Source organism: Sphingomonas sp. 8AM, from assembly GCF_902506455.1.
Lineage (GTDB): Bacteria > Pseudomonadota > Alphaproteobacteria > Sphingomonadales > Sphingomonadaceae > Sphingomonas.
Window position 1 is genome coordinate 2,311,192 of the sequence record NZ_LR733844.1, and the last position, 25,176, is coordinate 2,336,367.

Here is a 25,176-nt window from a genome sequence, read left to right on the forward strand (position 1 = left end):
GATGCCGCAGATCAAGAAACTGCTGATCGCCAATCGTGGCGAGATCGCGCTGCGCATCCACCGCGCGTGCCACGAAATGGGCATCAAGACCGTCGCGGTCCACTCGACCGCCGACGCCGATGCGATGCACGTCCGGCTGGCGGACGAGGCGATCTGCATCGGACCGCCGGCCGCGGCGGACAGCTATCTCAACATCCCGAACATCATTTCGGCGGCCGAGATCAGCGGCGCGGATGCGATCCATCCCGGCTATGGCTTTCTCAGCGAGAACGCCAAATTCGCCGAGATCGTCGAGCTGCATAATCTGATCTTCGTCGGGCCGAAGCCCGAGCATATCCGCGTGATGGGCGACAAGGTCGAGGCCAAGCGCACCGCGGGCGCACTCGGGCTGCCGCTGGTGCCGGGCTCGGACGGCGCGATTCATGACGTCGCCGAGGCGCAGGCGCTCGCCGAAGAGATCGGCTATCCGGTGATCATCAAGGCCGCGAGCGGCGGCGGCGGGCGCGGCATGAAGGTGTGCCAGTCCGCCGACCAGCTCGAAACGCTGATGCAGCAGGCCGGCAGCGAGGCGAAGGCGGCGTTCGGCGACGCGACCGTCTACATGGAAAAGTACCTCGGCAACCCGCGCCACATCGAGTTCCAGGTATTCGGCGACGGCAACGGCCATGCCATTCATCTGGGCGAGCGCGACTGTTCGCTCCAGCGCCGCCACCAGAAGGTCGTCGAGGAGGCCCCCTCGCCCGTCATCACCGCCGAAGAGCGCGAGCGGATGGGCGGGATCGTCGCCAAAGCGATGGCCGACATGGCGTATCGCGGCGCGGGGACGATCGAGTTCCTGTGGGAAAACGGCGAATTCTACTTCATCGAGATGAACACCCGACTGCAGGTCGAGCATCCGGTGACCGAGGCGATCACCGGGCTGGATCTGGTGCGCGAGCAAATCCGCGTCGCCGAGGGGCATCCGCTGACGCTGCGTCAGGAAGACGTGGTGTTCCGCGGCCATGCGATCGAATGCCGCATCAACGCCGAGGATCCGCGCACCTTCACGCCGTCGCCCGGGCTGGTGAAGCAGTACCACGCACCGGGCGGGATGCATGTCCGCGTCGATTCGGGGTTATATGCGGGCTATAAGGTGCCGCCCTATTACGACAGCATGATCGCCAAGCTGATCGTCTATGGCACCACCCGCGAGGGCGCGCTGCGCCGCCTGCGCCGCGCGCTGGAGGAGTTCGTGATCGAGGGGATGAAGACCACCATCCCGCTGCATCAGGCGCTGCTCGACGATCCCGAGTTCCGCGAGGGAGCGTATACGATCAAGTGGCTTGAGGAGTGGCTGGCCAGGCAGGGGTGAGGTGCGGGCGGGCATTTGCCCGCCCATTGTTGGTTCGTAAGCCACTCACCAATCTGCGTCGCCCCGGGCTTGACCCGGGGCCCCGCTTCCTCTTCCCCTCCGCTATGGTTGGCGGGTGGGTCTACATCATGGCGGGTAGGTACCGCGGCACGATGTACGTCGGGGTCACCACTGATCTGATCTTGCGGGTTGCGCAGCATCGGACTGGCAAGGGCTCCGAGTTTTGCGCGCGTTATGGATTGACCCGGCTAGTATGGGCGGAGTCCAGCGAGCAGATCGAAGCCTGCATTGAACACGAAAAGCGCCTGAAACGCTGGCGACGCGAGTGGAAGTTCGCGCTGATCGAGCGGGACAATCCTGACTGGCTCGATCAGTTCGAGCGTTTCGCCTGAAGAAGCGGGTCCCGGATCAAGTCCGGGGCGACGAAGAAGGCTAGGTCCGGGGTAACGGCTTGGGTGAGGTCAGCCTTGCCCTTCAACCAGCCCCAACAACCGGTCACGCTTGTCGAGCAGCGCCGCCATGTCGCCGGTCGCCGCCACGCGTCCTGCCATCGTCCGGTCGAGCCGCTCCCGCGCCGCCGGCGTGATCTCCCCGAGCCGCGCCGCGATCTCCTCCATTTCCGCCATCCGCGCCCAGCAATCGAGCACCACGTCGCATCCCGCCGCGATCGCACCCGCGGCCTTGTCGCCCGCCGAGCCCGACAGCGCCTTCATGTCGATGTCGTCGGTCATCAACAGCCCGTCGAAGCCGATCCGCCCGCGGATCACCTCCTCGATCACTACCGGCGACAAGGTCGCGGGGCGCTCGGCGTCCCATGCCTGATAGACGATATGGCTCGTCATCCCCATCGGCGCGTGCGCCAGCGTGCGGAACGGCGCGAGATCGTCCTCCAGCTCAGCCGCCGAGGCGGTGACGGTCGGCAGGTGATAATGGGTGTCGACCAGCGCGCGGCCATGCCCCGGCATGTGCTTGACCACGCCAACCACGCCGCCGGCCGCCAGCCCCTCCAGCGTCGCACGCCCCATCGCCGCGACGCGCAGCGGTTCGTGCCCGAAAGCGCGACAGGTGATCGCCTCGGTCGTCTCCGGGCGCGCCACGTCGAGGATCGGGTGGCAGTCGACCGTGATCCCGACCTCCGACAGCATCAGCCCCAGCGCATGACCATTGGCGCGCGCCGCCTCGATCCCCGACATCGGCGCCAGTTCGTAGAGCCGGTCGAAGTCGGGACCGGCAGGAAACGCCGGCCATTCCGGCGGCCCGAGCCGCGCGACGCGTCCGCCTTCCTGATCGACGAGGATCGCGACGTCGTCGCGCCCCTCCAGCTCGCGCAGCGAATCGGTCAGCGCGCGCACCTGCGCGCGGGTCTCGACGTTGCGGCGGAACAGGATGTAGCCGGCGGGGCGCACCGCGTGGAAAAAGGCGCGTTCCGCCGCGGTGAGAACGGGGCCGGACAGGCCGAAGATCACAGGCTTCATGCGCGCGCTTCTAGGGCGGAACGCGCGACGGAGGAAATGACTTTGGAAGTCCGGGCGTCCGGCCTAGCTATGGGCCGATTGCAGGAGAAGACGATGCACGTTTCGGGTTGCCTGGCTTGCCTCTTGGTCGCTGCCCTGCCGCACGCCGCGCTGGCGCAGGATGCGCCGCCGCCGGCCGATCCGGGCGCGCTGCAATCCACCACGCCCGAGGACGTCCCCCCGCCGCGCGTTCCGATGCGCGTGCAGGTCGCCGCCGGACCGCAGTGGCAGCCGTGGTTCCCGGGCGACGACCAGCGGCGGCTGAGCCCGTGGTTCAGCCTCTCGCGCACCCGCGGCGACACGCCGTTCGCATTCGGCGCGCCCGACGACGGGACCAACCTGACGCTGGTCCGCCGCGGGCGAACCGAATATGCGATCGCGCTGCGCCGCGAAGGGCGGCGGCGCGGCGGCGATCTCGTGCCCGGCTTGCCGGGCATCGGCCGGACGCTGGAACTGGGCGGCTCGATCGAAACATGGACCGGCGATCAGGTCCGCTGGCGCGGCGACGTGCGCAAGGGCGTCAACGGCCACAACGGCTGGATCAGCCAGCTCGGCATGGATTATGTCCGCCGCGACGGCGACGACTGGCTGGTGTCACTCGGGCCCCGTGTGCTGCTCGGTGACGGGCGCTACCAGCGCGCCTGGTTCGGGGTCGACGATCGCGCCGCCGCCGCCACTGGATTGCAGCGCTACACGCCCAAGGCCGGACTGCGCTCGGTCGCGCTGACCGGCAGCGCCTCGAAGGAGATTTCCCGCCACTGGGGGATCGAGGCGCAGGCCACCTATGAACGGCTGGTCGGCGACGCTGCCGACTCGCCGATCATCCGCCGTGTCGATTCGGCCACGCAGCTGCAGGTCGCGATCGGGATGCACTACACCTTCTCGGTACGGCTGCCCGATCGCGGCGTGTTCCGGCTCATCCGGTAACGAAACAGCCCTCGCCGGCCAGCTTCAGCCGCGCGCAGAGATCGGCGGCGGTGGCAGCGTTGCCGGCGTTGACGCGCAGGCGATAGACGGTGCGGCCCTTCACCACCGCGGGCTGCACGACCTTCTCCAGCGTCGCGACATAGCCGAAGCGGCGTGCGATCTGGCTCCATGCGCCGTTCGCGACCGCCTGGCTGGGGAAGGCGCCGAGCTGGACCATCGCCCCGCCCGATGACGCGCCCGACACCTGCGTCGCGGGCGCGCTGACCGGGCGCTGTGCCCGCAGCGGCGCAGCGGCTTGCGGGACCGCGACGCTGGCGGTCGGCGCGCCGCTAGCGGTCGTGCTGGCGCCCGGCACCGGCGTCGTCGCGCGTGCCACGGGCGCTTCGGGCACCTGCGCGAGATCGATCGCGGCATCGGTATGGCTGCCCGCGCTGGCGGCAATTGCCGAATCGCCCTCGCCGATCACTTTCATGCCGCCGGGCTCGTCGGGGCGGACCTTATAATCGCCAGCTGGCGCGGCGATCAGCCGCCCGTCGCCGCCACTGCCTGCAAACTGCCAGCGGTACAGTCCGAACAGGATCGCACCGAGCACCAGCAGCCCGATCGCAACCAGCGCAACGATCCGCCCCACCGGCACCGCATAGGGATCATCGGCCTCGACGGTGTCGAGCCACGGCAGGCGATCCGCGTCGCTCATCCGGCCGATCGGCTCCCCCTCACGCATCAGTGCATCTCCGCCACCGCCTCTACCCCCATGATGGCGAGGCCGTTTCGAATAATCTGGCCGATCGCGGCGGCCAGGGACAGCCTCGCTGCGGTGACGGCGTGATCGTCGGGTACGAGAAAGCGGCGATCGGGGCGATCGTTGCCGGCATTCCAGAGCGAGTGGAATTCGGCCGCCAGATCATAGAGATAAAAGGCGATGCGATGCGGTTCGCGCGCCGCCGCGGCGGTTTCCACGACGCGCGGGAACTGGCTGGCGAGCCGAACCAGCGCCAATTCTTCCGTGTCGAGACGGGACAGATCGGCATCCTGGGCCGAAATACCTGCCTCCGCCGCGCGGCGGTGCAGCGAATGGACGCGGGCGTGCGCATATTGAACGTAGAAAACGGGGTTTTCCTTCGATGCCTCGACCACCTTGGCGAAGTCGAAGTCCATCTGCGCATCCGAGCGCCGCGTCAGCATCGTGAAGCGCACGACGTCCTTGCCGACCTCGCGCACCACATCGGCCAGCGTCACGAAATTGCCCGCGCGCTTCGACATCTTGACCGGCTCGCCGCCGCGCAACAGCCGCACCATCTGGACGAGCTTGACGTCGAAGCGCGTCTTGCCCTCGGTCAGCGCAGCGACCGCAGCCTGGATGCGCTTGACGGTGCCGGCGTGGTCCGCGCCCCAGATGTCGATGAGCTGATCGGCGCTTTCGGCCTTCTGGAAGTGATACGCCATGTCGGCGCCGAAATAGGTCCAGCTGCCGTTCGACTTGCGGATCGGGCGATCCTGATCGTCGCCGAACTGCGTCGAGCGGAACAGCGGCAGCTCGACCGGCTCCCAATCCTCGGGCGTCTCGCCCTTGGGCGCTTCGAGCACGCCGTCGTAGATCAGGTCGCGCGCGCGCAGCACCGCCTCGGCCGCCTCGGGCTTCTTCGCCGCCTGCAACTCGGCCTCCGACGAGAAGAGGTCGTGGTGGATGCCGAGCAGCGCGAGATCGTCCTTGATGAGCACCAGCATCGCCGCGACCGCGCGGGTGCGGAACAGCGCCAGCCACTCGCCCTCGGGCGCGGCGGCGTAGCGGTCGCCGAATTCCTGCGCCAACGCCTGCCCGACCGGGATCAGATAATCGCCCGGATACAGCCCCTCCGGCACCGCGCCGACCGCCTCGCCGAGCGCCTCGCGGTAGCGCAGGTGCGTCGAGCGTGCGAGCACGTCGACCTGCCCGCCGGCATCGTTGACGTAATATTCGCGAATGACCTTGTTGCCCGCGAACTCGAGCAGGCTGGCGAGCGCATCGCCGACCACCGCGCCGCGGCAATGCCCCATGTGCATCGGCCCGGTCGGGTTGGCGGAGACATATTCGATGTTCACCGACACGCCCTGCCCGCGCGTCGAGCGGCCGTAGTCGCCACCCTCGCCAATGATCGTCGCGATCTCCTTGCGCCACACGTCATCGTGGAGCCGCAGGTTGATGAACCCCGGCCCGGCGACCGACACCTCGGCGACCTCGGGCAGTACGCGCAGCTCGCCCGCGAGCGCCTCGGCGAGCGCGCGCGGGTTCGTACCGGCCGGCTTGGCAAGCACCATCGCGGCGTTGGTCGCCAGATCGCCATGTGTTGCGTCACGCGGCGGCTCGACCGTGACGTTGCGGCGGTCGAGATCGGCCGGCAGCGTGCCGGCAGCGGTCAGCGCGTCGAGCGCGGCATCTACATGGGCGGTGAAACGGGTGAAGAGCGTCATGCGCGCCGCTTAGCCCAAGGGGCGCGCGGACGCAAAATGCGCGGCGCGGCGGCTAATTGCAGCAATCGCAACCACGAATGTCCGACCAGCAATTGCGCTGTTGCAGCGCAGCATGGATGCTGCACCGCATCATCTCCACACAAGGAACCGACCCATGCGCTCCTCGATCGCCATCGTCCTGACCGCCGCCGCGCTGATCCCCGCCGTTGCCGCCGCCGCGACGTCCGAGCGCAGCTTCACCCGCGACGGGCACACCTATGTCTACTCGCTGACCCCGAACCAGGACGGCACCACGCTGATCCAGGGTCATGAAGTCGGCAGCAGCGCCGGCCGCTTCCGCCTGACCGTCAAGGGTACGCGCGTTTCGGGCCAGGCCAACGGACGCGACGTGTCGTTCCGCACCGCCCGCCCGCTGGCGCCGGTGTCGGTCGCCGCGAACTGATCTGAGGTCTTTGTCGTCCCGGGCGTGACCCGGGAGGCGGACGGCTGAAATAGCCCGTCATCCCGGGCCTGACCCGGGATCCCGCTTCTACCGGCGCGGCCAGAAGAAGAAGCGGGGTCCCGGATCAAGTCCGGGACGACGAGAGGTTCACGTCATTGCGAGCGTAGCGAAGCAATCCAGGGCGTCCTGATCCGGCCTTGGATTGCTTCGCTACGCTCGCAATGACGCTGTGCTTAAAAGCCCTCGGGCAGATCGATCTCGCCGACCGTCTCGCGATAGCGGGACACCGCATACCGATCGGTCATCCCCGCGATGAAGTCGGCGATATGGCGGCTGACCCCGGGCTCGCTTTCGGGCAGCCGTTCCCGCCACTCCTCCGGCAACAGCCGCGGATCGTCGCGATAGGCGGCGAACAACCCCGACACCACGCGCTGCGCCGCGGTCGCCGCCGCCAACTGCAGCGGGTGATGGTAGAGATTGGCGTACATGAAGCGCTTCAGCTCGCGCTCGGCGGCCGCCATCGCCGGCGAGAAGCCGATCAGCGCGCGTCCCGCCGCGCGCACGTCCTCGACGCTCGCGACCCCCGTTTCCGCGATCCGGGTTTGCGACTCGGCGATCAGGTCGTTGACCATCGCGCCGATCTGGCTGCGGATCAGCTCGCCGGCCAACCGGTCACGCGGCAGATCGGGGAAGCGGGCGGTCACGCGCCGCCAGCCGTCCGCCACCAGCGGCACCGCCGCGATCTGGTCGAGCGTCAGCAGCCCGGCGCGCAAGCCATCGTCGATGTCGTGATTGTCATAGGCGATGTCGTCGGCCAGCGCCGCGACCTGCGCCTCCAGCGACGCATGGCTCGTGAGGTCGAGCGCCGCCTCCGCATCCGCCTCGGCCAGCGCCCAGGCGGGCACCGCGATCGGGCCATTGTGCTTGGCCAGCCCCTCCAGCGTCTCCCACGTCAGGTTGAGCCCCGGCCAGCGCGGATAGGGCCGTTCGATCAGCATCAGCGTGCGCAGCGTATGGCCGTTGTGATCGAACCCGCCCGCTGCGCCCATCGCCTGCCGCAGCGCATCCTCGCCGGCATGGCCGAACGGCGGGTGGCCGATGTCGTGCGCGAGACACAGCGCCTCGGTCAGATCCTCGTTGAGCCCCAGCACGCGTGCGATCGTCCGGCCGATTTGCGCGACCTCGAGGCTGTGGGTCAGGCGGACGCGGAAATGGTCGCCATCCGGCGCGAGGAACACCTGCGTCTTGTGCCGCAAGCGGCGGAAGCTGATCGAATGGATGATCCGGTCGCGATCGCGCTGGAATGCGTCGCGCGGGCCGCGATCGGCACTTTCCTCGGGGTGGAGCCGCCCGCGGCTGCGCGCCGGATCGGCCGCCCACGGCGCCAGCGCGGCCATGTTACTTGCCGCCAAGTTTCGTCAGCTTCTGCCCGGCCTCACTGGTGAAGGTGAAGGCGGACAGTCCCTGCTTCTTGAGCGTGTTGACCATCGCGCGCGCCTCCGCCTCGGTCTTGTACGGCCCGGTGACCAGCCGGTTCGTCGCGCGGTTCGACACCGAATAGGCGCGCTTGCCGGCGAGCGCGTCGGCCTTGCCCTGCGCGTTCTTCCACGCCTTGGGCAGATCGCCTTCGTTGGCGCCGCTGGCAACCTGCACCCAGATCCGCTCGGGCTCGGCACGCGCAGCCTTCTTCTCGGCGGCTTCCTTGGCGGCAGCCTCCTTTTTGACCTTTTCGGCGGCGAGTTCCCTAGAGCGCGCCTTGCGATCGACCGGCTTGGCGGCTGGCTTCTCCGCATTATCTTCCGCAGCGACCTGCTTGCGCCCCTTCTCCGCGACGAGTTCCTTCGCGCGCGCCGCCCGACCGGGCGGCTTTGCAGCGGGCTTCTCTTCCGGCTCCTCCGCGGCGGCGATTGCCTTTTGCGAGAGGCGCTTGGCGGCGGCAAGCTTGGGGCGCTTCTGCTCGTCCGCCGCGGCGTTGCGTTCGGCGGTCTGCGCGGCCTCGTCGAGCGTCGCGGCGGCGGGCGCCGGCGGGGCGACCACGGGGACGCGCTGCGCGCCCGGCATCGGCGCGACCCCCAGCTCGGCCGCCGGGACCGAGATGCCGGCGACGATCCGCGCGAGGATTGAATCCTCGCTGATCCGCGGCGGACTGACCCGCAGCGGCGGGGCGCGGTGCGTTACCGCTGGCTGCGGCGGCGTGATGTTCGCGGCGGCGAGTTGCGGCGCCGGCGCCAGGGTCCGCGTTGGAAGTGGCTGGGTCTGCGCCACGGCGACCGGCGCGGGCGTCGGTGTCTGCGGCTGCGGCTGCGGCTGCGGCGTCGCGATCGGCGTCCGTGCTACCTGCGGCGCGGGTGCGGGCGTCGGGATCGACCGCGGGGTGATCGCGGCAACGACTGGCGCAGACGTCTGAGTCGGGATGGGGGTCTGCGTCGGGACCGGCGCGCGCCGGTTCGCCGCCGCCAGCTGCGCCTCCGCGCGATCGCGACGGCGCTGCTCGCTGCGCGACAGCTTCCTCTGCGGTGCCGACAGCGGCTGGACGGTCGGCGCGACCGATGCGACCTGCGTGCGGGCGGGTGTGCCGACCAGCGGCGTCATCGGCGGGACCATCCGCGCGTCCGCCAACCGCGCCGCGGTCGGCGCGACCTCGCCGAAATGCACCGCAAAGGCGCGGTCGACCGGCGACAGCGTCGGCAGCCGCTGGAAGAATGCCGCCAGCCCGCCCGCCATGCCGCGTGGCATCATGCTGGAGGCGATCTTGTTCGCCCCCGACACGTCGCCGTTCATCGCCAGGATGAAGGCCCGCGCGCGCCACGCGCCGCGATCCTGACGGCGCAGCAACGGCTCGATCTGCGCCAGCGCTTCTTCCTGACGCCCCGAAATGCCGAGCGACAACGCGTAGCGGCGGCGGATCTCGTCATCCTTCGCCGCCTCGCGCCCGCTCTGCGCCAGCGCGAGGCGATAGTCCTGCTGCGCGCGCTCCTGCTCGCCGATCAGATCGTAGGCGAGGCCGCGGTCGTCGGCATATTGCGGCATCGGCGCACCGTGGCGCTGCGCCTGCTCAAAATAGCGCAATGCCTCGCCCGGCCGCTCACCGTTGACGAGGATGCGCGCGATACCGGCCTTTACCCGGCCGTCGTTGGGGTCGACCGCCTCCGCCCGCTTGTACAGCGCCGCGGCAGCCGTAGCGTCGCCGAGCGCGAACGACAGGTCGCCCGCCTCGATCAGCGCGGACAGATCGCGCGGCGCGCTGCCCAGCCGGCGCACGACGTCGGCGAGCCGATCGGCATCGGGATTGGGCGTGGCGACCACCTCTTGCGCCGCCGCCGACACCGCCATCGTCATCGATCCGGCGGCGAGCACCACGGCAAGGCAGTTGGCGAGGTAGAAGCGTCCCGATCGCGATCGAGCGACATGGGTCATGCGTAAAGCTCCCCGCCACGACCCACGAGCAGGCCGGACGGACCGGAAGAAAGAAATGTCGAAACCCTCCGCAGCGCCTTCATCCCCCGAAAGGCCGCACGCCCGGCGGCAACAAGGATGAACGGACGAGCGATCATCGCGCCATAGAGCCGTTCGGCGCTGAACCGGCAATGACACGGCCCGTCCGCCTGCGACGAAGCGAGCCTGAACGGCGGCGCACGGTCGAGCCGCGCACCGCCGATGACTAGATTACTGGTTGTTCTGGCGGTGCAGGAAGCGCGGCAGGTCGCCCGGCTCGCGCCCGTCGTCCTCGGCCGCACGGCCACCGGCGTTGCGGGTGGCGTTCTGCATCCGCTCGAACAGCGTCCCGCCCAGCTTGACGCGCGGCGCGGCCGGCGCCGGCGTTTCTTCCTCGGGCGTGCCCGGCGACAGGAAGCGGCGGCGCTGCGCGTCGCCGGCCGGCGGGGTCGCGGCGGCCGCGGGCATCAGCGACTCGGCGCCCAGCACCAGTTCGTCCTCGGCCGGACGCGCCGGCGACGGGTCGATGCCGGCACCGGCATTGGCGGGCGGCACGCCCTCGGCCATCGCGCTCGCGGCGGCGCCGCTCGGCTGCTGCGGCGGGACCGCCGGAGTCGGCTCATAGGCGACCGGCTGCGGCACGGGCGTCGGGACCGGCGCGGGGGCGGCGGCCGCCGGTGCAGGCGCAGCCTCGTTGCGGCGCGGCGCGGAGAAGCTGAAGGTGCGCGGCGGCTCGGACGGTGCGCTGGCGGCGGCAGGGGCGGTCGCCTGACCGACACTCTCTATACCGGTCGCGACGACCGAGACGCGGATCTTGCCTTCCAGCTCCGGGTTGAACGCCGAACCCCAGATGATGTTCGCGTCCGGGTCGACCAGCTCGCGGATGTGGTTCGCCGCCTCGTCGACTTCCAGCAGGCGCATGTCGTCGCCGCCGGTGATCGAGACGATCACGCCCTTCGCACCCTGCATCGACACGCCGTCGAGCAGCGGATTGGCGATCGCCTTCTGCGCCGCGATCAGCGCGCGGTCGTCGCCTTCCGCCTCGCCGGTGCCCATCATCGCCTTGCCCATCTCCTGCATCACCGAGCGGACGTCGGCGAAGTCGAGGTTGATGAGGCCCGGCATGACCATCAGGTCGGTGATGCCACGCACGCCCTGTTGCAGGACCTCGTCGGCCATTTCGAACGCCTGCTTGAACGTGGTGTTCGCATTGGCAACCAGGAACAGATTCTGGTTGGGGATCACGATCAGCGTGTCGACGAACTTCTGCAGCTCCTCGATGCCGGCGTCTGCCGACTTCGAGCGGCGGTTGCCCTCGAAGCTGAACGGCTTGGTCACGACGCCGACCGTCAGGATCCCCATGTCACGCGCCGCCTTGGCGATGACCGGGGCCGCGCCGGTGCCGGTGCCGCCGCCCATGCCCGCGGCGATGAAGCACATGTGGCTGCCCTCGAGCAGGCGGCCCAGCTCCTCGATCGTCTCTTCGGCGGCGGCACGGCCGATCTCGGGGCGGCTGCCCGCGCCCAGACCCTGGGTGATCTTCGCGCCGAGCTGGATCTTCTGCTCCGCCTCCGACTGCTTCAGTGCCTGCGCGTCGGTGTTCGCCACCAGGAAGTTCACGCCCTGCACGTCCGCGCGCATCATGTTCGCGATGGCATTGCCGCCGGCCCCGCCGACGCCGATCACGGTGATCCGCGGGGTCAGGTCGTCGAGATCGGGCGTGATGAATTCGATGCTCATCGCAACATTACTCCGTCCGCCCGCGTCGCTGGTTTCATAACGGGCCGTTTACACCGATGTGCAACATGCGGGCGCGCGGTGAAAGAGGAAACACCGTGAAACGCCCTGTTGTCGCGTCAATAATTCGCCTTTGCGGCCTGAACGAGCTTCCAGAAGCCCCGCAGACCGCGCTGGCGGTGGACCATCTGCTGCGTCGGCGCGAGGCCGCGCAGGTCGATGGGATCGCTCGCGGCGAAGAACGCCAGACCGGCCAGCGTCGCAAAGCCGGGACCGGAATGCGCCTCCGGCAGGCCGGTCAGCCCGCGCGGGCGTCCGATCCGCACCGAGCGGCCCAGCGCCTGCTGCGCATAGTCCGCAATGCCCTTCAGTTCCGCGCCGCCACCGGTCAGCACCACCTGCCGACCAACCGGCCCCTCGAACTTCAGTTCCTTCAGCGCGCTCTGGATCTCGCCGACCAGATGCTCCAGCCGCTGGCGGATCACCGCAATCAGCGCCGCCTTGGTGATCTGGAGCGCCTCCGAATCCTCCTCCTGCGTCCGCTCCCGAATCGTGACCATCTCGTGATTGTCACGCGGGGACGCATTGGCCGAGCCGTGGAAGCATTTGATCCGCTCGGCCTGCAACCGCGTCGTCCCGAACGCGGAGGCGATGTCGTCGGTGATATCGGCGGCGCCGAACGGGATCGACTTCAGCCCGACCAGCATCGAGCCCGCGAACAGCGAGACGTTGGTGATCCCCGCGCCGATCTCGACCAGCGCGACGCCCAGATCGCGTTCCTCATAGGTGAGACAGGCCAGCCCGGTCGCGACCGGCGAGGCGATGATCGACTTCACCTCCAGATGCGCCGAGCGGACGCACAGGTCGAGGTTGCGCACCGGCGACCCATCGGCGGCGATGACATGGATATGGACGCCGAGCCGGTCGGCATGGAGCCCGAGCGGCTTCTTGACCCCGGTCAGCCCGTCGAGCGTGTAGAGCGCGGGCTGCGCATGGAGCACCATCCGCCCCTGCGGGTCGATCGACTGCCGCCCTTCGTGGAGCAAGGCGTCGATATCGGCCTGTTCGATGCGCATCCCGCCCAGCTCGGCCTCGATGAACGCCTCGTCGCTGACCAGCCCGCCCGCAGAGAAGCCCGCCCAGACGTTCTCGATATTGAAGCCGGCGATCCGCTCCGCCTGTTCGACCGCCTCGCGCACCGCCACCTCGGTCGCGCCCATGTCGGCGATATAGCCGCGCTTGACGCCGCGGCTCTCGCGCTGGCCGGTGCCGAGCACGTTGAGTTCGCCGCCGTCGCCTTTCTGCGCGATCATCGCCGATACCTTGGACGATCCGATGTCCAGCGCAGTAATCAGGCCGTCGGGTGCCACCTTCGCCATCGCTCTACCCCCTCATGCTTCGCCGGAGCGCAACGCTTCCCCGGCGCGCGCCTCGATCGTTCGGTCGTTGTCGCCGATCACGTTGTTGCCCGTCGCCGCCGCGGCATCGGCGGGCGGATCGTTGCGGCCGTCATCCGCGACCTGTTGCTTGTCCTGCCCGGCGCGGCGCGCATACATCTTGGCGGGATCGCGCAAGTCGAACCGCAGCCAGCCCTTGCCGAGCAGCGTGTCCGCGCCATCCATCTGCGCGAACTTGATGAGCGCCTGCGGCGCGCCGTCCTGCGGCAGCGCCAGCGTCTCGCCGGTTGTGAAGGTCAGGTCCCAGCGGCGGTTGCCGACCCAGGTCGCAGCGCGAATGCGCGGGCGCAACGCGGGTGCGGCGGCGAGCAGCGCCTGATATCCCGGCTCCTGCTGGTTCGCGCCGGGGCCGATCACCAGCGGCAGATCGGGCATGTGCGACGGCGCGACGGGCGCGAGCAGCCGCCCGGTCGCGTCGATCAGCGTCAATTGCCCCTTGTCCTGCCAGATCGCCGCCGGCTCGCGCTCGGTGATGTGGATCACCAGCCGGTCGGGGAGCCGCCGCGCGACATAGGCATCGGATATCCAGCCATAGGCGAGCAACCGGTCGCGGACACGCTCCAGATCGACCCGCAGCATCGCGCGCGACGACTGATCCTCCAGCGCGACCGCATAGACCGTCTCGCGGTCCATGCGCTTGAGCCCGGTGATGTCGACCTGTTCGACGCGCAGACCGGCACGTCCCGCCGCCTCGGCGACGCCCGCGCCGATCGCCTGCGGCACGCCGAGCAGATTGGCGACGAACAGCGTCGCGATGCCGACGCCGCCCAGCACCGTCCACGTCACCGCCCTGCGCAGCGTATCCTCGCTGATCGGCATCCTGGCGAGCAGCCGGTCGCCGAGCGACGCCTTCGGCACGCGGCGGCGGTTCGGCGTCGGGCGGCGGCCCGGCGGCGCAGCGCCGCGCTTGATCGTGCGGCTCATGAGCGTAGCGCCTCATCGACGATCGCCTGCACCAGCTCGGGGTAGCTCAGGCCGATATGCCGCGCCTGTTCGGGGACGAGGCTCAGCGGGGTCATGCCCGGCTGGGTATTCACTTCGAGCAGGAACAGTCCGTCGACGCCGCGCTCGTCATCCCAGCGGAAGTCGGATCGGCTGGTGCCGCGGCAGCCGAGCACGCGATGCGCCTGCAACGCCAGCGCCATGCACGCCTGCGTGATTTCGTCGGGGACCTCGGCCGGGAAGATATGCTCGGTCATCCCGTCGGTATATTTGGCGTCGTAATCGTACCAGCCCGACTTCGGGCGCAGTTCGGTGACGCCGAGCGCACGGTCACCCAGCACAGCGGTGGTCAGCTCGCGCCCGCGAACATAGGGCTCGGCGAGCAGCTCGTCGAATTCCTGCCACGGCCCGGTCGCGTCACGCGCGATCGGGTTGCCGTAATTGCCTGCATCGGTGACGATCGCGACCCCGACCGACGAACCTTCGTTGACCGGCTTGAGCACATAGGGGCGCGGCAGCGGATCGGCGCCGTGGACGTCGGCGCTTTTGACGATCCGCCCGCCGGGCATCGGCACGCCAGCGGGGACGAGCACCTGCTTGGTCAGCACCTTGTCGATCGCGATCACCGAGGTGGCGAGCCCGGAATGGGTGTAGCGCAGCCCCATCAGGTCCATCAGCCCCTGCACGCTGCCGTCCTCGCCGGGCGTCCCGTGAAGGGCGTTGAAGACCAGATCGGGTGCGGCCGCCGCAAGCTTCGCGGCGACGTCCGGCCCCATGTCGATGCGGGTCACGCGGTGGCCAAGCGACTCGAGTGCGTCGGCGACGCCGTTGCCCGAGGAGAGCGACACTTCGCGCTCCGCCGACCAGCCACCCATGAGGACCGCGATGTGAAGCGCAGTCATGCTGCCCCTCCGTGATCGGACGCCACGCCCACGCGCTGGATCTCCCATTCCAGTTCCACCCCGCTCGCCGCCTTCACGCGCGCGCGGACATCCTCACCCAGCGCCTCGATATCGGCGCTGGTCGCGCTACCGAGGTTGAGCAGGAAATTGGTGTGCTTCTCGCTGACCTGCGCGTCACCGCGCCGCAAGCCGCGACAGCCGGCTTCATCGACCAGCGCCCACGCCTTGTGCCCGTCGGGGTTCTTGAAGGTCGACCCGCCGGTCTTCGAGCGCAGCGGCTGCGACGCCTCGCGCGCGGCGGCGATCCGGTCCATCTCCGCCTGGATCGCTGCGGATTCGCCGGGTTGTCCGCGGAAGGTGGCGGCGATCACCACCGCGCCCTCCGGCAGGTTGGAGTGACGATAGGTGTAACCGAGGTCGGTCGCTGCCAGCGTCCGCCGCTCGCCCGAGCGCAGCGCCACCTCGGCCTCGACCAGCACATCGGCGGTCTCGCGCCCGTACGCGCCACCGTTCATCCGCACGAACCCGCCGACCGTGCCGGGGATCGAGCGCAGGAACTCCAGCCCGGCTACGCCGGCATCGCGCGCGGTCGAGGACACCAGAATGCCGCTCGCTCCGCCCCCGCAGCGCAGCGTCACCTCGTCGAGCGCGGTCGCGGTGGCGAACGGCTTGCCGAGCCGGATCACCACGCCCGGCACGCCGCCGTCGCGGACGATCAGGTTCGAGCCGAGCCCGAGCGGCAGCACCGGCACCGCCGGATCGAGCGCGGCGAGAAACGCGCACAGATCGTCGGCATCGGCAGGCTCGAACAGCCACTCCGCCGCGCCACCCGCCTTGAACCAGACGAGCGGTGCCAGCGGTGCGTGCGGCGTCAGCCGCCCGCGGACCTCGGGGAGCGCGCTCACCACGGCCCGGCCCGCCACAATTGCGCCCGTGCCTGCCACGCCGCCAAATTCGCCTCGCCCGCACGCCGCGTCGCCTCCTGCGCCGCGATCAGCGCCGCACCCGCGTCGGTGACCTGCCGGCCGGCGTCCAGCGCGTTGCGCTGCGTGTCGAGCAGCTGCTTCTGCCAGCCGATCGCGGCGTCGAACCAGTTGGTCATGCGCGGTCACCGATAGCAGTGGCGAGCCCGGCCGCCCATTTGGTGATGTCGCCCGCGCCGAGGCAGATCACCTGATCGCCCGTGCGCAATTCGTCCGCCAGCACCGCGGCGAGCGCGGCGGCGTCCGCCACCACCGACGCCTGACGATGCCCGCGCTCCTGCAACCCCGCGACCAGCGCCTCGGCATCTACCCCGGGGACCGGTGCCTCGCCCGCGGCATAGACCGGGGTGACATACACCTGATCCGCGTCGTTGAACGCGCCGCGGAAGTCCTCCATCAAATTGCCGAGCCGCGAATAACGATGCGGCTGGACGACCGCGATCACGCGCCCCTGCGCACTCTCGCGCGCGGCGGCGAGCACCGCGCGGATCTCGACCGGATGGTGGCCGTAATCGTCGATGATCGTCGCGCCACTTACCTCACCGACCTTGGTGAAGCGGCGCTTGACGCCCGAGAAGCGCTCGAAGCCCTTCTGGATCGTCGCGTCGTCGATGCCCAGCTCCAGCGCGACGCCGATCGCGGCGAGCGCGTTCTGGACGTTGTGGCGGCCGGGCATCGGCAGGTCGATCCCCTCGATCGAGCGCACCGCACCGTCACGCGACCGGATCAGCGCCTCGAAGCGGTTGCCGCCCGGATAGGGCGTGACGTTGACCCCGCGCACATCCGCCGACGCCGCGAAGCCATAAGTGACGATCCGCCGGTCGCGGACGCGCGGGATCAGCGCCTGCACCTCGGGGTGGTCGAGGCACAGCAGCGCCGCGCCGTAGAAAGGCACGTTCTCGACGAACTCGACATAGGCGTCCTTGGCGCGGTCGAAGCTGCCGTAATGGTCGAGATGCTCGGGATCGATGTTGGTGACGACCGCGATCGTGCCGTCGAGCCGCAGGAAGCTGCCGTCGCTCTCGTCGGCCTCGACCACCATCCAGTCGCTCGCGCCGAGCCGCGCGTTCGAGCCATAGCTGTTGATGATCCCGCCGTTGATGACGGTCGGATCGACACCGCCGGCATCGAGCAGCGCGGCGACCATCGAGGTCGTGGTGGTCTTGCCGTGCGTCCCCGCGACCGCGACGGTCGACTTCAGCCGCATCAGCTCGGCGAGCATCTCGGCGCGGCGCACGACGGGGATGCGGTTGCGCAGCGCCGCCTCGACCTCGGGGTTGCCGCGCTTCACCGCCGTTGAGGTGACGACCACCGCGACGCCCTCGACGTTGGCGGCATCATGCCCGATCGTCACGGCGATGCCGCGTGCGCGCAGCCCCTCGATCACATAGCCCTCGGCGACGTCCGAACCCTGCACTTTATAGCCGAGATTGTGCATCACCTCGGCGATGCCCGACATGCCGATCCCGCCGATCCCGACGAAGTGGATCGTCCCGATGTCGGTGGCGACGCCTTTCATGCGAACGCCTTCCGCGTCTGTGCCTTGCCGACCATCACCCGCGCACGAGGCGCGTCGAGGCTCTCGACAAGATCGGCGAGGTCGGTGACGGCATTGGGCGCGCCGCACGAACGCGCGCGCGTGGCGGCGTTGCCGAGCGCTTCGGGATCGAGTCCGAGTTTCTGCATCTGCTTGGCGAGTTCCGTCGGCGTGAAGGCGGTTTGTTGAATCGTGCGCGCGCCGCCCGCGGCGGTGATCTCGCGCGCATTGGCGGTCTGGTGATCGTCGGTCGCGGACGGGAGCGGCACGAGAATCGCAGGGCGACCGGCGGCGGTCAGCTCGGCGATCGTCGACGCGCCAGCGCGCGCGATGACGAGGTGCGACCAGCCGAGTTGCTCCGGCAGGTCGGGAAGATAGGTGGCGAGATCGGCGGCGATGTCGAGGCTCGCATATCGCTCGCGCACCGCGTCGATGTCCTCGATCCGCGCCTGATGCGTCACCTGCAGGCGGCGGCGGAACGCGACCGGGAGCAGCGCGAGCCCGTCGGGCACCACCTGGCTCAGCACCGACGCACCCTGGCTGCCGCCGGTTACCAGCACGCGGAAGATCCCGTCCTCGTCGGGGACCGGATAAGGCTTCGCGCGCAACGCCAGCACGCTTTCGCGCACCGGATTGCCGATCAGATGCGCCTTGGCGCGGTGGCGCGGGGTGAGCCGTTCGGTCTCGGCATAGCTGGTCGCGATCGCATCGACGCGCCCCGCCACCAGCCGGTTGACGCGCCCCAGCACGGCATTCTGCTCGTGGATCGCGGTCGGGATCTTCTCGGCGAACGCCGCCGACAGCGCCGGGAAGGCGGGATAGCCGCCGAACCCGATCACCGCCGCGGGCTTGAAGGTGCGGTACAATTCACGCGCCAGCGCCCGCCCCTGCACCATCAGCCGTGCCGCCTTCGCCCAGCCGAGCGGCCCGCCCGCGAACCGCCCGGCGGGGATGATGTGCGTCTGCACGCCCTCGAACAATCCGGGGAAGCGTACCCCCCGTGCGTCGCTGACCAGCGCGACGCGGTGGCCGCGCTTCATCAGCTCGGCGGCGAGCGCGGCGGCGGGCACCATATGCCCGCCGGTGCCGCCGGCGGCGAGCACGTAATGGCGGGGGCGGAAGTCGCGGACCTGCGTCATTCGGCGCTCCAGCGTTGCTGCGCGATATACGGGCTGCGCAGCAGGAACGGGTTGCGGCGTGTGAACGCGAGCAACAGCCCCATCCCCATCGACAGCGCGACCATCGACGATCCGCCGTAGCTGATGAACGGCAACGTCATGCCCTTCGACGGCGCCAGCCCGGTGTTGACCGCCATCGAGATCAAAGCCTGCGCGCCGAACTGCACCGCCAGCCCCGAGGCGGCGAGCAGGCGGAACGGGTCCTGCTCGTCGAGCAGCTTGACGAATACGCGCACCACGATCGCGAGGAACGCCAGCCCGACGATCATGCACGCCAACAGCCCGAATTCCTCACCGATTACCGAGAAGATGTAATCGGTATGCGCCTCCGGCAGCCCGTATTTGACCGTCCCCGCGCCCGGCCCGGTGCCGAACCAGCCGCCCGAGGTCAACGTGTTGTGCGCGGCATTGGTCTGGAAGTGATCGGCGGCGCCCTCGCCCTCGACGCCGGGGAACAGGAAGGCGTCGATCCGCTTCCGCGCGGTGCTGTAGAACAGATAGGCGGCGATCAGCGCGATCGGCACCATCGACAGGAAGCCGACAATGACGCGCGTCGGCGTCCCGGCGATCGTCACCAGCGCCAGCCAGATGACGCAGAACATCACGGTCTGTCCGAAATCGGGCTGCAACATCAGCAGCATCGCGATCAATCCGGTCAACGCCGCGGTGATCGCCGTCACCGGCAACTCGGCATCGCGCGACTTGAACGACAGCAGCCACGCGACCGTCACGACGAAGAACGGCTTGAGGAATTCGGACGGCTGGAATTGCGCGAAGCCGAACCCGACCCAGCGCCGCGCGCCGTTGACGCTGACGCCGACGAACGGCACCAGCACCATCAACGCGACGCACACCGCCGCACCGATCAGCGACATGCGCCGTGCCATCGTCAGCGGCAGCATCGACACGCCGAACAGCACCGGCAGCGACACCGCCACCCACATCACCTGCCGCCAGAAATAATGCAGCGGCGCGAAATGGAGATGCTCGCCCGAATAGCGCGTCGCGCTGACCGGCGAGCCGGCGGCGACCGCGATCAGCCCGATCGCGATCAGGAAAAGCGCGAGCAGCAACAGCACGCGGTCGATGTCCCAGAACCATGTCCCCAGCGGCGACGGATCGCCGCGCCCGCCGCGATTGCGCAGCGATACGCCGGGACGCGCCGGCTCGGTTCGGGTCGCGCTCATGCCAGCTCCTCCACCGCCGCGCGGAACGCGGCGCCACGCTGCTCGAAATCGCGGAACTGGTCGAACGAGGCGGCGGCGGGCGACAGCAGCACGACATCGCCGCGCTCCGCCTCCTGCGCCGCCAGCTTCACCGCGCGCTCCAGCGTCTCGACCTCGGCGACCGGCACCTGTCCGCGCAGCACCGCCGCGAAGCGCGGGCCGCCCTCACCGATTGTATAGGCGCGCACGACGTTGCCGAGGTGCGGCACGCACGCGTCGAGATCGTCGCCCTTCACCTTGCCGCCGACGATCCAGTGGATGCGCGGGAAGGCGGCGAGCGCGGGGGCGGCGCTTTCGGGATTGGTCGCCTTGCTGTCGTTGATCCACGCCACGCCGTTCAGCGTCGCGATCCGCTCCATACGGTGCGGCAGGCCGGTGAACGTTTCCAGCGCGCGCTCGATCGTCTCCGCATCGACGCCCAGCGCCTCGGCGACCGCGACCGCGGCCCTGGCATTCTGTTCGTTGTGCGGGCCTTGCAGCGACGGCCAGCGCGCCTGCTCACCGGGCAGCGGCACGCCGTCGATGAAGCGGACGTTGAGCCCCGCGGGCGCGTCGGCGAGCACGTCATGCTCGGCCTCCGCCTCGTAATCGACCACCGCGACATGCGCGGGCGACTGCATCGCGAACAGCCGCGCCTTGCTGGCGGCGTAGGCGTCGAAGCCGTCGTAGCGGTCGAGATGATCGGGGGTGATGTTGAGCAGCACCGCGACATCGCAATCGAGCGTCTGCGTCAGGTCGATCTGGTAGCTCGACAGTTCAAGCACATAGACGCCGCCCTCCGGCAACGGCTCCTGCGCGAGGATCGGCAGCCCGATGTTGCCGCCCATCCGCGCGGGGATACCGGCGGTGTCGAGGATGTGGTGGATCAGCGCGGTGGTAGTCGACTTGCCGTTGGTGCCGGTGATCCCGACGACCTTGTGCGCGGGCAGGTCGGCGCTCGCCTGCGCGAACAGCTCGATGTCGCCGATGATCGGCACGCCCGCCGCGCGCGCCTTTGCGGCGAGCGGATGGGTGTTGAGCGGCACGCCCGGCGAAACGACGAGGGCGTCGACAGTGGCGAGGTCGAATGTGTCGAGATCGGCGAAGGTCGCGCCATCAAGATCGACCCGCTTCTCCGCATCGCTATCCCACGCCGTCACCCGCGCCCCGCCCGCGACGAGCGCACGAACGGTCGCGGCGCCCGAGCGTGCCAGCCCGAGCACCGCATGATGTTTCCCCGCCCAGGCGCGCGCGACGATCATCGCAGCTTCAACGTCGAGAGCCCGGCCAGCGCCAGCACCAGCGAGATGATCCAGAAGCGGATCACCACGGTCGGCTCGCTCCACCCCAGTTGCTCGAAATGATGGTGGATCGGCGCCATGCGGAAGATGCGCTTGCCGGTCCGCTTGTACCAGAACACCTGGATGATGACGCTCATCGCCTCGACCACGAACAGCCCGCCGATGATACCCAGCACGATCTCGTGGTGCGCGACCACCGCGATCGTGCCGAGTGCGCCGCCGAGTGCAAGGCTGCCGGTATCGCCCATGAACACCGCCGCGGGCGGCGCATTATACCACAGGAAGGCCAGCCCCCCGCCGATCACCGCCCCGCAGAAGATCGCCAGCTCGCCCGCGCGCGGCACGTGCGGGATGCCGAGATAGTCGGCGAACTTCACGTTGCCGGCCAGATAGACGATCAGCAGGAATGCGACGCTGGCGATGATGACCGGCATCGTCGCGAGGCCGTCGAGCCCGTCGGTCAGGTTCACGGCATTGCCGAACGCAACGATCGTGAAGGCGGCGAAGATCGGGTAAAAATAGCCGAGGTCGATGAAATAGCGGCTGGTGAACGGGAAATAGAGGCCGGAGCCATTCTCCTGCATCACGATCCACGCCGCCACACCCGCGATGGCGAATTCCAGTAACAGCCTGACGCGCCCGGAGACGCCCGCAGTGCTGGCTTTACGCACCTTGTCGTAATCGTCGAGGAAGCCGATCGCGCCGAAACCGAGCGTGACGAACAGGCACGCCCAGACGAACGGATTGCGCAGGTCCATCCAGATCAGCACCGACAGCACGAGGCTGGTGAGGATCATCAGACCGCCCATCGTCGGGGTGCCGCGCTTGGCGAGGTGCGTCTGCGGGCCGTCGGCGCGGATCGGTTGCCCCTTGCCCTGCCGCACGCGCAGCCAGCCGATGAAGCGCGGGCCGATGATCAGGCCGATCAGCAACGCGGTCGCGATCGCCGCACCGGCGCGAAACGTCTGATAGCGGATCAGGTTGAACCCGCCCGCGAAACCGAGTTGTTCGGCGATCCAGTACAGCAACTCAACTCATCCCGTTGGCAAGACCGCTGACCAGTCGCGACAGGCCGACGCCGTTCGATCCCTTGACGAGCAATGTGTCGCCCGGCCGGATCAGCGCCCGCACGCGCTCGAGCGCCTGGCCGGCATCGGGCACATGGACGAAATCCACCCGCCCCTCAAGCGCCGCGGCCAGCGGGCGCATCGCCTCGCCGACCAGTACGGCCGCTTCGACGTGCGCGGCGACGACGTCGTCGGCCAGCCCGGCATGGAAATCCGCCGAGCCCTCGCCCAGCTCGCGCATCTCGCCGAGCACCGCCACGTGCCGCCCCGCCGCCTGCGCCAGCACCGCCAGCGTCGCGCGCATCGATGCCGGGTTGGCGTTGTAGCTCTCGTCGATCACGGTCGCCTCGCCGTCGCCGACGCGCACCGTCAGCCGCGCGCCGCGTCCCGGCAGGCCACCCAGCTCGCCGAGCGCAAGTCCGGCAAGCGCCAGATCGGCCCCGACCGCGTCCGCCACCGCCAGAACGGCGAGCGCATTCGACACCCAATGCCGCCCGGGCTGCGCGATCGTGAAACTCAGGTCACGCCCGCCGACGCGCGCGGTGACGAACGTGCCGCCGCTGCGCACCACCATTGCGTCGCTGGCGCCCACATCGGCCTCGCGGTCGATCCCGAACGTGATGATCCGACCGGCATACGGCTTTGCGGCCTCTATCAGACGGTCCCGGTGGGGGCTGTCGTACGGCACGATCGCGATACCGCCGGGCACCAGTCCGCGAAAGATTTCGCCCTTTGCGTCCGCGATTGCGCTTTCGTCGGGGAAGAATTCGGTGTGCGCGGGCGCGATCGCGGTCACCAGCGCGACATGCGGTCGGACCAGCGTGGTCAGATGTGCCAGTTCGCCGGGATGGTTCATCCCCATCTCTAACACCGCGAAATCGGTATCGGCGGGCATCCGCGCGAGGCTGAGCGGGACACCGGTATGGTTGTTGTAGCTCTTGACCGAGCGATGCGCGCGGACGCCGGGCGCACGGTCGAGCGCCGCGAACAGCGCCTCCTTGGTCGAGGTCTTGCCGACCGATCCGGTCACGCCGATCACCTTGCCCGCCACCCGCGCGCGGGCAGCACGGGCGAGGTTTTCGAGCGCCGCGAAGGTGTCATCGACGCGCACCGCCGGATGCGCGGTGGGCTGCGACGCGATCGCGCCCCCCGCCCCCTGCGCGAACGCCTGATCGAGAAAGCGATGGCCGTCGGTCGTCTCGCCGGTCAGCGCGACGAACAGGTCACGCTCGCCGACCTCGCGCGAATCGAACGCGACTCCATCGACGGTAAAGTCGGTGGAGGCGGTACCGCCGGTGGCGGAGGCGATCTCCGCGGCGGTCCACAGCGTCATGCCGACACCTCGCGCGCGACCGTCACGTCGTCGAACGGCAGCACGAGGTCGCCGACGATCTGCCCCTGTTCATGACCCTTGCCCGCGATCAGCACGATGTCGCCGGCCCTCGCCTCCGCCACCGCTGCGGCGACCGCGGCCCGCCGGTCGCCGATCTCGCGCGCGCCGCGGGCACCGTCGAGCACCGCGTGGCGGATGACCGCCGCGTCCTCCGTCCGTGGGTTGTCGTCGGTGACGATCACCAGATCGGCACTCGCCATCGCGACCTGCCCCATTGGCACGCGCTTGCCCGCGTCGCGGTCGCCGCCGGCCCCGAAGACGAGGATCAGTCGCCCCTCGACATGCGGGCGCAGCGCGGCACATGCTGCCTCGATCGCATCCGGCGTATGCGCGTAATCGACATAGACCGGCACGCCGTCCGCGGTGATCGCGGCGCGCTCCAGCCGCCCGCGAACCGGCTGCAACCGGGCAAGCCCCGCGAGCGTCGGCGCGACGTCGCCCCCGGTCGCGATCACCAGTCCCGCCGCAATCAGCGCATTGGCCGCCTGGTAGCCGCCGATCAGCGGCAGCGCGACCCGGTGATCGACACCCTTGGCGCGGATCGTCAGCCCTTGTCCCAGCAAGGTCGGATCGCGCGCGACCAGGCGCAGGTCGTCGCCATGTTCGCCGACGGTAAAGACGCGATTGCCGCGCTCGCGCGCGATGTCGATCACGCGTTCCGAATTGGCGTCGTCGACCCACACCACAGCGGTGCCGTCATCCGCCAGCACCTGCGCGAACAGCCGCAGCTTGGCGGTAAAATAGGCCGCCATATCGCCATGATAGTCGAGATGATCGCGGCTGAGGTTGGTAAAGGCCGCCGCGCGCACCGGCAGCCCCTCGGTACGATATTGGCTCAGCCCGTGGCTCGACGCCTCGAAGGCGAGATGCGTGACGCCCTCGCGTGCCAGCCCCGCGACGTTCGACAGGAAGGTGACGACATCCGGGGTGGTCAGCCCGGTCACAACGCGCTCGTCGGCCGTGGCGACGCCCAGCGTTCCGATCGAGGCAGCGTGATGCCCCGCCATCCGCCATAGCTGCCGCGTCATCTCAACGGTCGAGGTCTTGCCGTTCGTGCCGGTCACCGCGACCGCGGTCTCCGGGAAGGGCGCGAAGAACCGTGCCGCCAGCCGCGCAAAGGCCTCGCGTGGCGTGTAGTCGCGGATGTGCAACGCGCCCTCGACACGCGCGCCGGGTCGCGCGACCACCGCCACCGCGCCGGCCTCGATCGCGGCCGGGATGAAGTCCTCGCCATTGACGCGCGCGCCCTCGAACGCGCCGAAGATCGTGCCCGGTGCGACCTTGCGATGGTCGATCGCGAACCCCGTGACCGCCTGCTCGCCGCCGCCCTCGACCAGTTGCGACAGCTTCATGC

General features: G+C 69.4%; 22 protein-coding genes. 4 read left to right on the forward strand and 18 right to left on the reverse strand.

Annotated features, from left to right (window positions below; all coding sequences use genetic code 11):
- Position 1 precedes the first annotated feature (1 nt).
- Together accC and BACI71_RS10785 are read left to right on the forward strand one after the other, a co-directional pair.
- Entirely contained in the window at positions 2-1,351 is a 1,350-nt protein-coding gene (accC, locus tag BACI71_RS10780) for an acetyl-CoA carboxylase biotin carboxylase subunit (RefSeq protein WP_159758478.1), read from the forward strand.
- A 104-nt stretch (positions 1,352-1,455) separates the two neighbouring features.
- On the forward strand, positions 1,456-1,743 hold the full coding sequence (locus tag BACI71_RS10785) for a GIY-YIG nuclease family protein (RefSeq protein ID WP_159758480.1): 288 nt from the start codon (positions 1,456-1,458) through the stop codon (positions 1,741-1,743).
- A 69-nt stretch (positions 1,744-1,812) separates the two neighbouring features.
- Here BACI71_RS10785 and BACI71_RS10790 read toward each other — a convergent pair whose 3' ends face one another.
- Positions 1,813-2,826, reverse strand: coding sequence for a glycoside hydrolase family 3 N-terminal domain-containing protein (locus BACI71_RS10790; protein WP_159758482.1), 1,014 nt, complete (start codon positions 2,824-2,826; stop codon positions 1,813-1,815).
- A gap of 123 nt (positions 2,827-2,949) precedes the next feature.
- On the opposite strand from BACI71_RS10790, the gene BACI71_RS10795 reads away from it, so the two are divergent.
- The gene (locus BACI71_RS10795; protein ID WP_159758484.1) at positions 2,950-3,792 is read left to right on the forward strand and encodes a MipA/OmpV family protein; all 843 of its coding nucleotides are present in this window, start codon (positions 2,950-2,952) and stop codon (positions 3,790-3,792) included.
- Here BACI71_RS10795 and BACI71_RS10800 read toward each other — a convergent pair.
- Positions 3,782-4,516: an SPOR domain-containing protein gene (locus BACI71_RS10800; RefSeq protein ID WP_236552954.1), complete on the reverse strand. Its 735-nt coding sequence runs from the start codon at positions 4,514-4,516 to the stop codon at positions 3,782-3,784. The genes BACI71_RS10795 and BACI71_RS10800 overlap by 11 nt on opposite strands.
- Entirely contained in the window at positions 4,516-6,243 is a 1,728-nt protein-coding gene (gene argS, locus BACI71_RS10805) for an arginine--tRNA ligase (RefSeq protein ID WP_159758486.1), read from the reverse strand. Before argS ends, BACI71_RS10800 begins: the two co-directional genes overlap by 1 nt.
- 154 nt (positions 6,244-6,397) lie before the next feature.
- Between argS and BACI71_RS10810 the strand changes: the two genes are divergently transcribed.
- Complete coding sequence (locus tag BACI71_RS10810) at positions 6,398-6,685, forward strand: hypothetical protein (RefSeq protein ID WP_159758488.1); 288 nt, start codon at positions 6,398-6,400, stop codon at positions 6,683-6,685.
- A gap of 233 nt (positions 6,686-6,918) precedes the next feature.
- Here the strand turns inward: BACI71_RS10810 and BACI71_RS10815 are convergent, their stop codons facing one another.
- From BACI71_RS10815 to BACI71_RS10885, 15 genes are all read right to left on the reverse strand, one after another.
- Positions 6,919-8,082, reverse strand: coding sequence for a deoxyguanosinetriphosphate triphosphohydrolase (locus BACI71_RS10815; RefSeq protein WP_159758490.1), 1,164 nt, complete (start codon positions 8,080-8,082; stop codon positions 6,919-6,921).
- A gap of 1 nt (position 8,083) precedes the next feature.
- The gene (locus BACI71_RS10820; RefSeq protein WP_159758492.1) at positions 8,084-10,102 is read right to left on the reverse strand and encodes an SPOR domain-containing protein; all 2,019 of its coding nucleotides are present in this window, start codon (positions 10,100-10,102) and stop codon (positions 8,084-8,086) included.
- A 249-nt stretch (positions 10,103-10,351) separates the two neighbouring features.
- On the reverse strand, positions 10,352-11,860 hold the full coding sequence (gene ftsZ / locus BACI71_RS10825; protein ID WP_159758494.1) for a cell division protein FtsZ: 1,509 nt from the start codon (positions 11,858-11,860) through the stop codon (positions 10,352-10,354).
- Between the two features lie 116 nt (positions 11,861-11,976).
- Complete coding sequence (gene ftsA / locus BACI71_RS10830) at positions 11,977-13,236, reverse strand: cell division protein FtsA (RefSeq protein ID WP_159758496.1); 1,260 nt, start codon at positions 13,234-13,236, stop codon at positions 11,977-11,979.
- Between the two features lie 12 nt (positions 13,237-13,248).
- Complete coding sequence (locus BACI71_RS10835; protein WP_159758498.1) at positions 13,249-14,238, reverse strand: cell division protein FtsQ/DivIB; 990 nt, start codon at positions 14,236-14,238, stop codon at positions 13,249-13,251.
- Complete coding sequence (locus tag BACI71_RS10840) at positions 14,235-15,158, reverse strand: D-alanine--D-alanine ligase (protein ID WP_159758500.1); 924 nt, start codon at positions 15,156-15,158, stop codon at positions 14,235-14,237. The genes BACI71_RS10835 and BACI71_RS10840 overlap by 4 nt, the downstream gene beginning before the upstream one ends.
- The gene (murB, locus tag BACI71_RS10845; RefSeq protein WP_159758502.1) at positions 15,155-16,063 is read right to left on the reverse strand and encodes a UDP-N-acetylmuramate dehydrogenase; all 909 of its coding nucleotides are present in this window, start codon (positions 16,061-16,063) and stop codon (positions 15,155-15,157) included. The genes BACI71_RS10840 and murB overlap by 4 nt, the downstream gene beginning before the upstream one ends.
- Complete coding sequence (locus tag BACI71_RS10850; protein WP_159758504.1) at positions 16,060-16,260, reverse strand: hypothetical protein; 201 nt, start codon at positions 16,258-16,260, stop codon at positions 16,060-16,062. The genes murB and BACI71_RS10850 overlap by 4 nt, the downstream gene beginning before the upstream one ends.
- Complete coding sequence (gene murC / locus BACI71_RS10855) at positions 16,257-17,660, reverse strand: UDP-N-acetylmuramate--L-alanine ligase (RefSeq protein ID WP_159758506.1); 1,404 nt, start codon at positions 17,658-17,660, stop codon at positions 16,257-16,259. The genes BACI71_RS10850 and murC overlap by 4 nt, the downstream gene beginning before the upstream one ends.
- Positions 17,657-18,817, reverse strand: coding sequence for an undecaprenyldiphospho-muramoylpentapeptide beta-N-acetylglucosaminyltransferase (gene murG, locus BACI71_RS10860; RefSeq protein WP_159758508.1), 1,161 nt, complete (start codon positions 18,815-18,817; stop codon positions 17,657-17,659). The genes murC and murG overlap by 4 nt, the downstream gene beginning before the upstream one ends.
- Positions 18,814-20,043: an FtsW/RodA/SpoVE family cell cycle protein gene (locus BACI71_RS10865; RefSeq protein ID WP_159758510.1), complete on the reverse strand. Its 1,230-nt coding sequence runs from the start codon at positions 20,041-20,043 to the stop codon at positions 18,814-18,816. The genes murG and BACI71_RS10865 overlap by 4 nt, the downstream gene beginning before the upstream one ends.
- A complete protein-coding gene (gene murD, locus BACI71_RS10870) occupies positions 20,040-21,323 on the reverse strand; it encodes a UDP-N-acetylmuramoyl-L-alanine--D-glutamate ligase (RefSeq protein ID WP_159758512.1) in 1,284 nt (427 codons plus the stop codon). The genes BACI71_RS10865 and murD overlap by 4 nt, the downstream gene beginning before the upstream one ends.
- Positions 21,320-22,390 (reverse strand): phospho-N-acetylmuramoyl-pentapeptide-transferase, encoded by a 1,071-nt coding sequence (gene mraY, locus BACI71_RS10875; RefSeq protein ID WP_159758514.1) that lies wholly within the window; start codon positions 22,388-22,390, stop codon positions 21,320-21,322. The genes murD and mraY overlap by 4 nt, the downstream gene beginning before the upstream one ends.
- Position 22,391: 1 nt before the next feature.
- Positions 22,392-23,762, reverse strand: coding sequence for a UDP-N-acetylmuramoyl-tripeptide--D-alanyl-D-alanine ligase (locus BACI71_RS10880; protein ID WP_159758516.1), 1,371 nt, complete (start codon positions 23,760-23,762; stop codon positions 22,392-22,394).
- Entirely contained in the window at positions 23,759-25,174 is a 1,416-nt protein-coding gene (locus tag BACI71_RS10885) for a UDP-N-acetylmuramoyl-L-alanyl-D-glutamate--2,6-diaminopimelate ligase (RefSeq protein WP_159758518.1), read from the reverse strand. Before BACI71_RS10885 ends, BACI71_RS10880 begins: the two co-directional genes overlap by 4 nt.
- Positions 25,175-25,176: the final 2 nt, after the last annotated feature.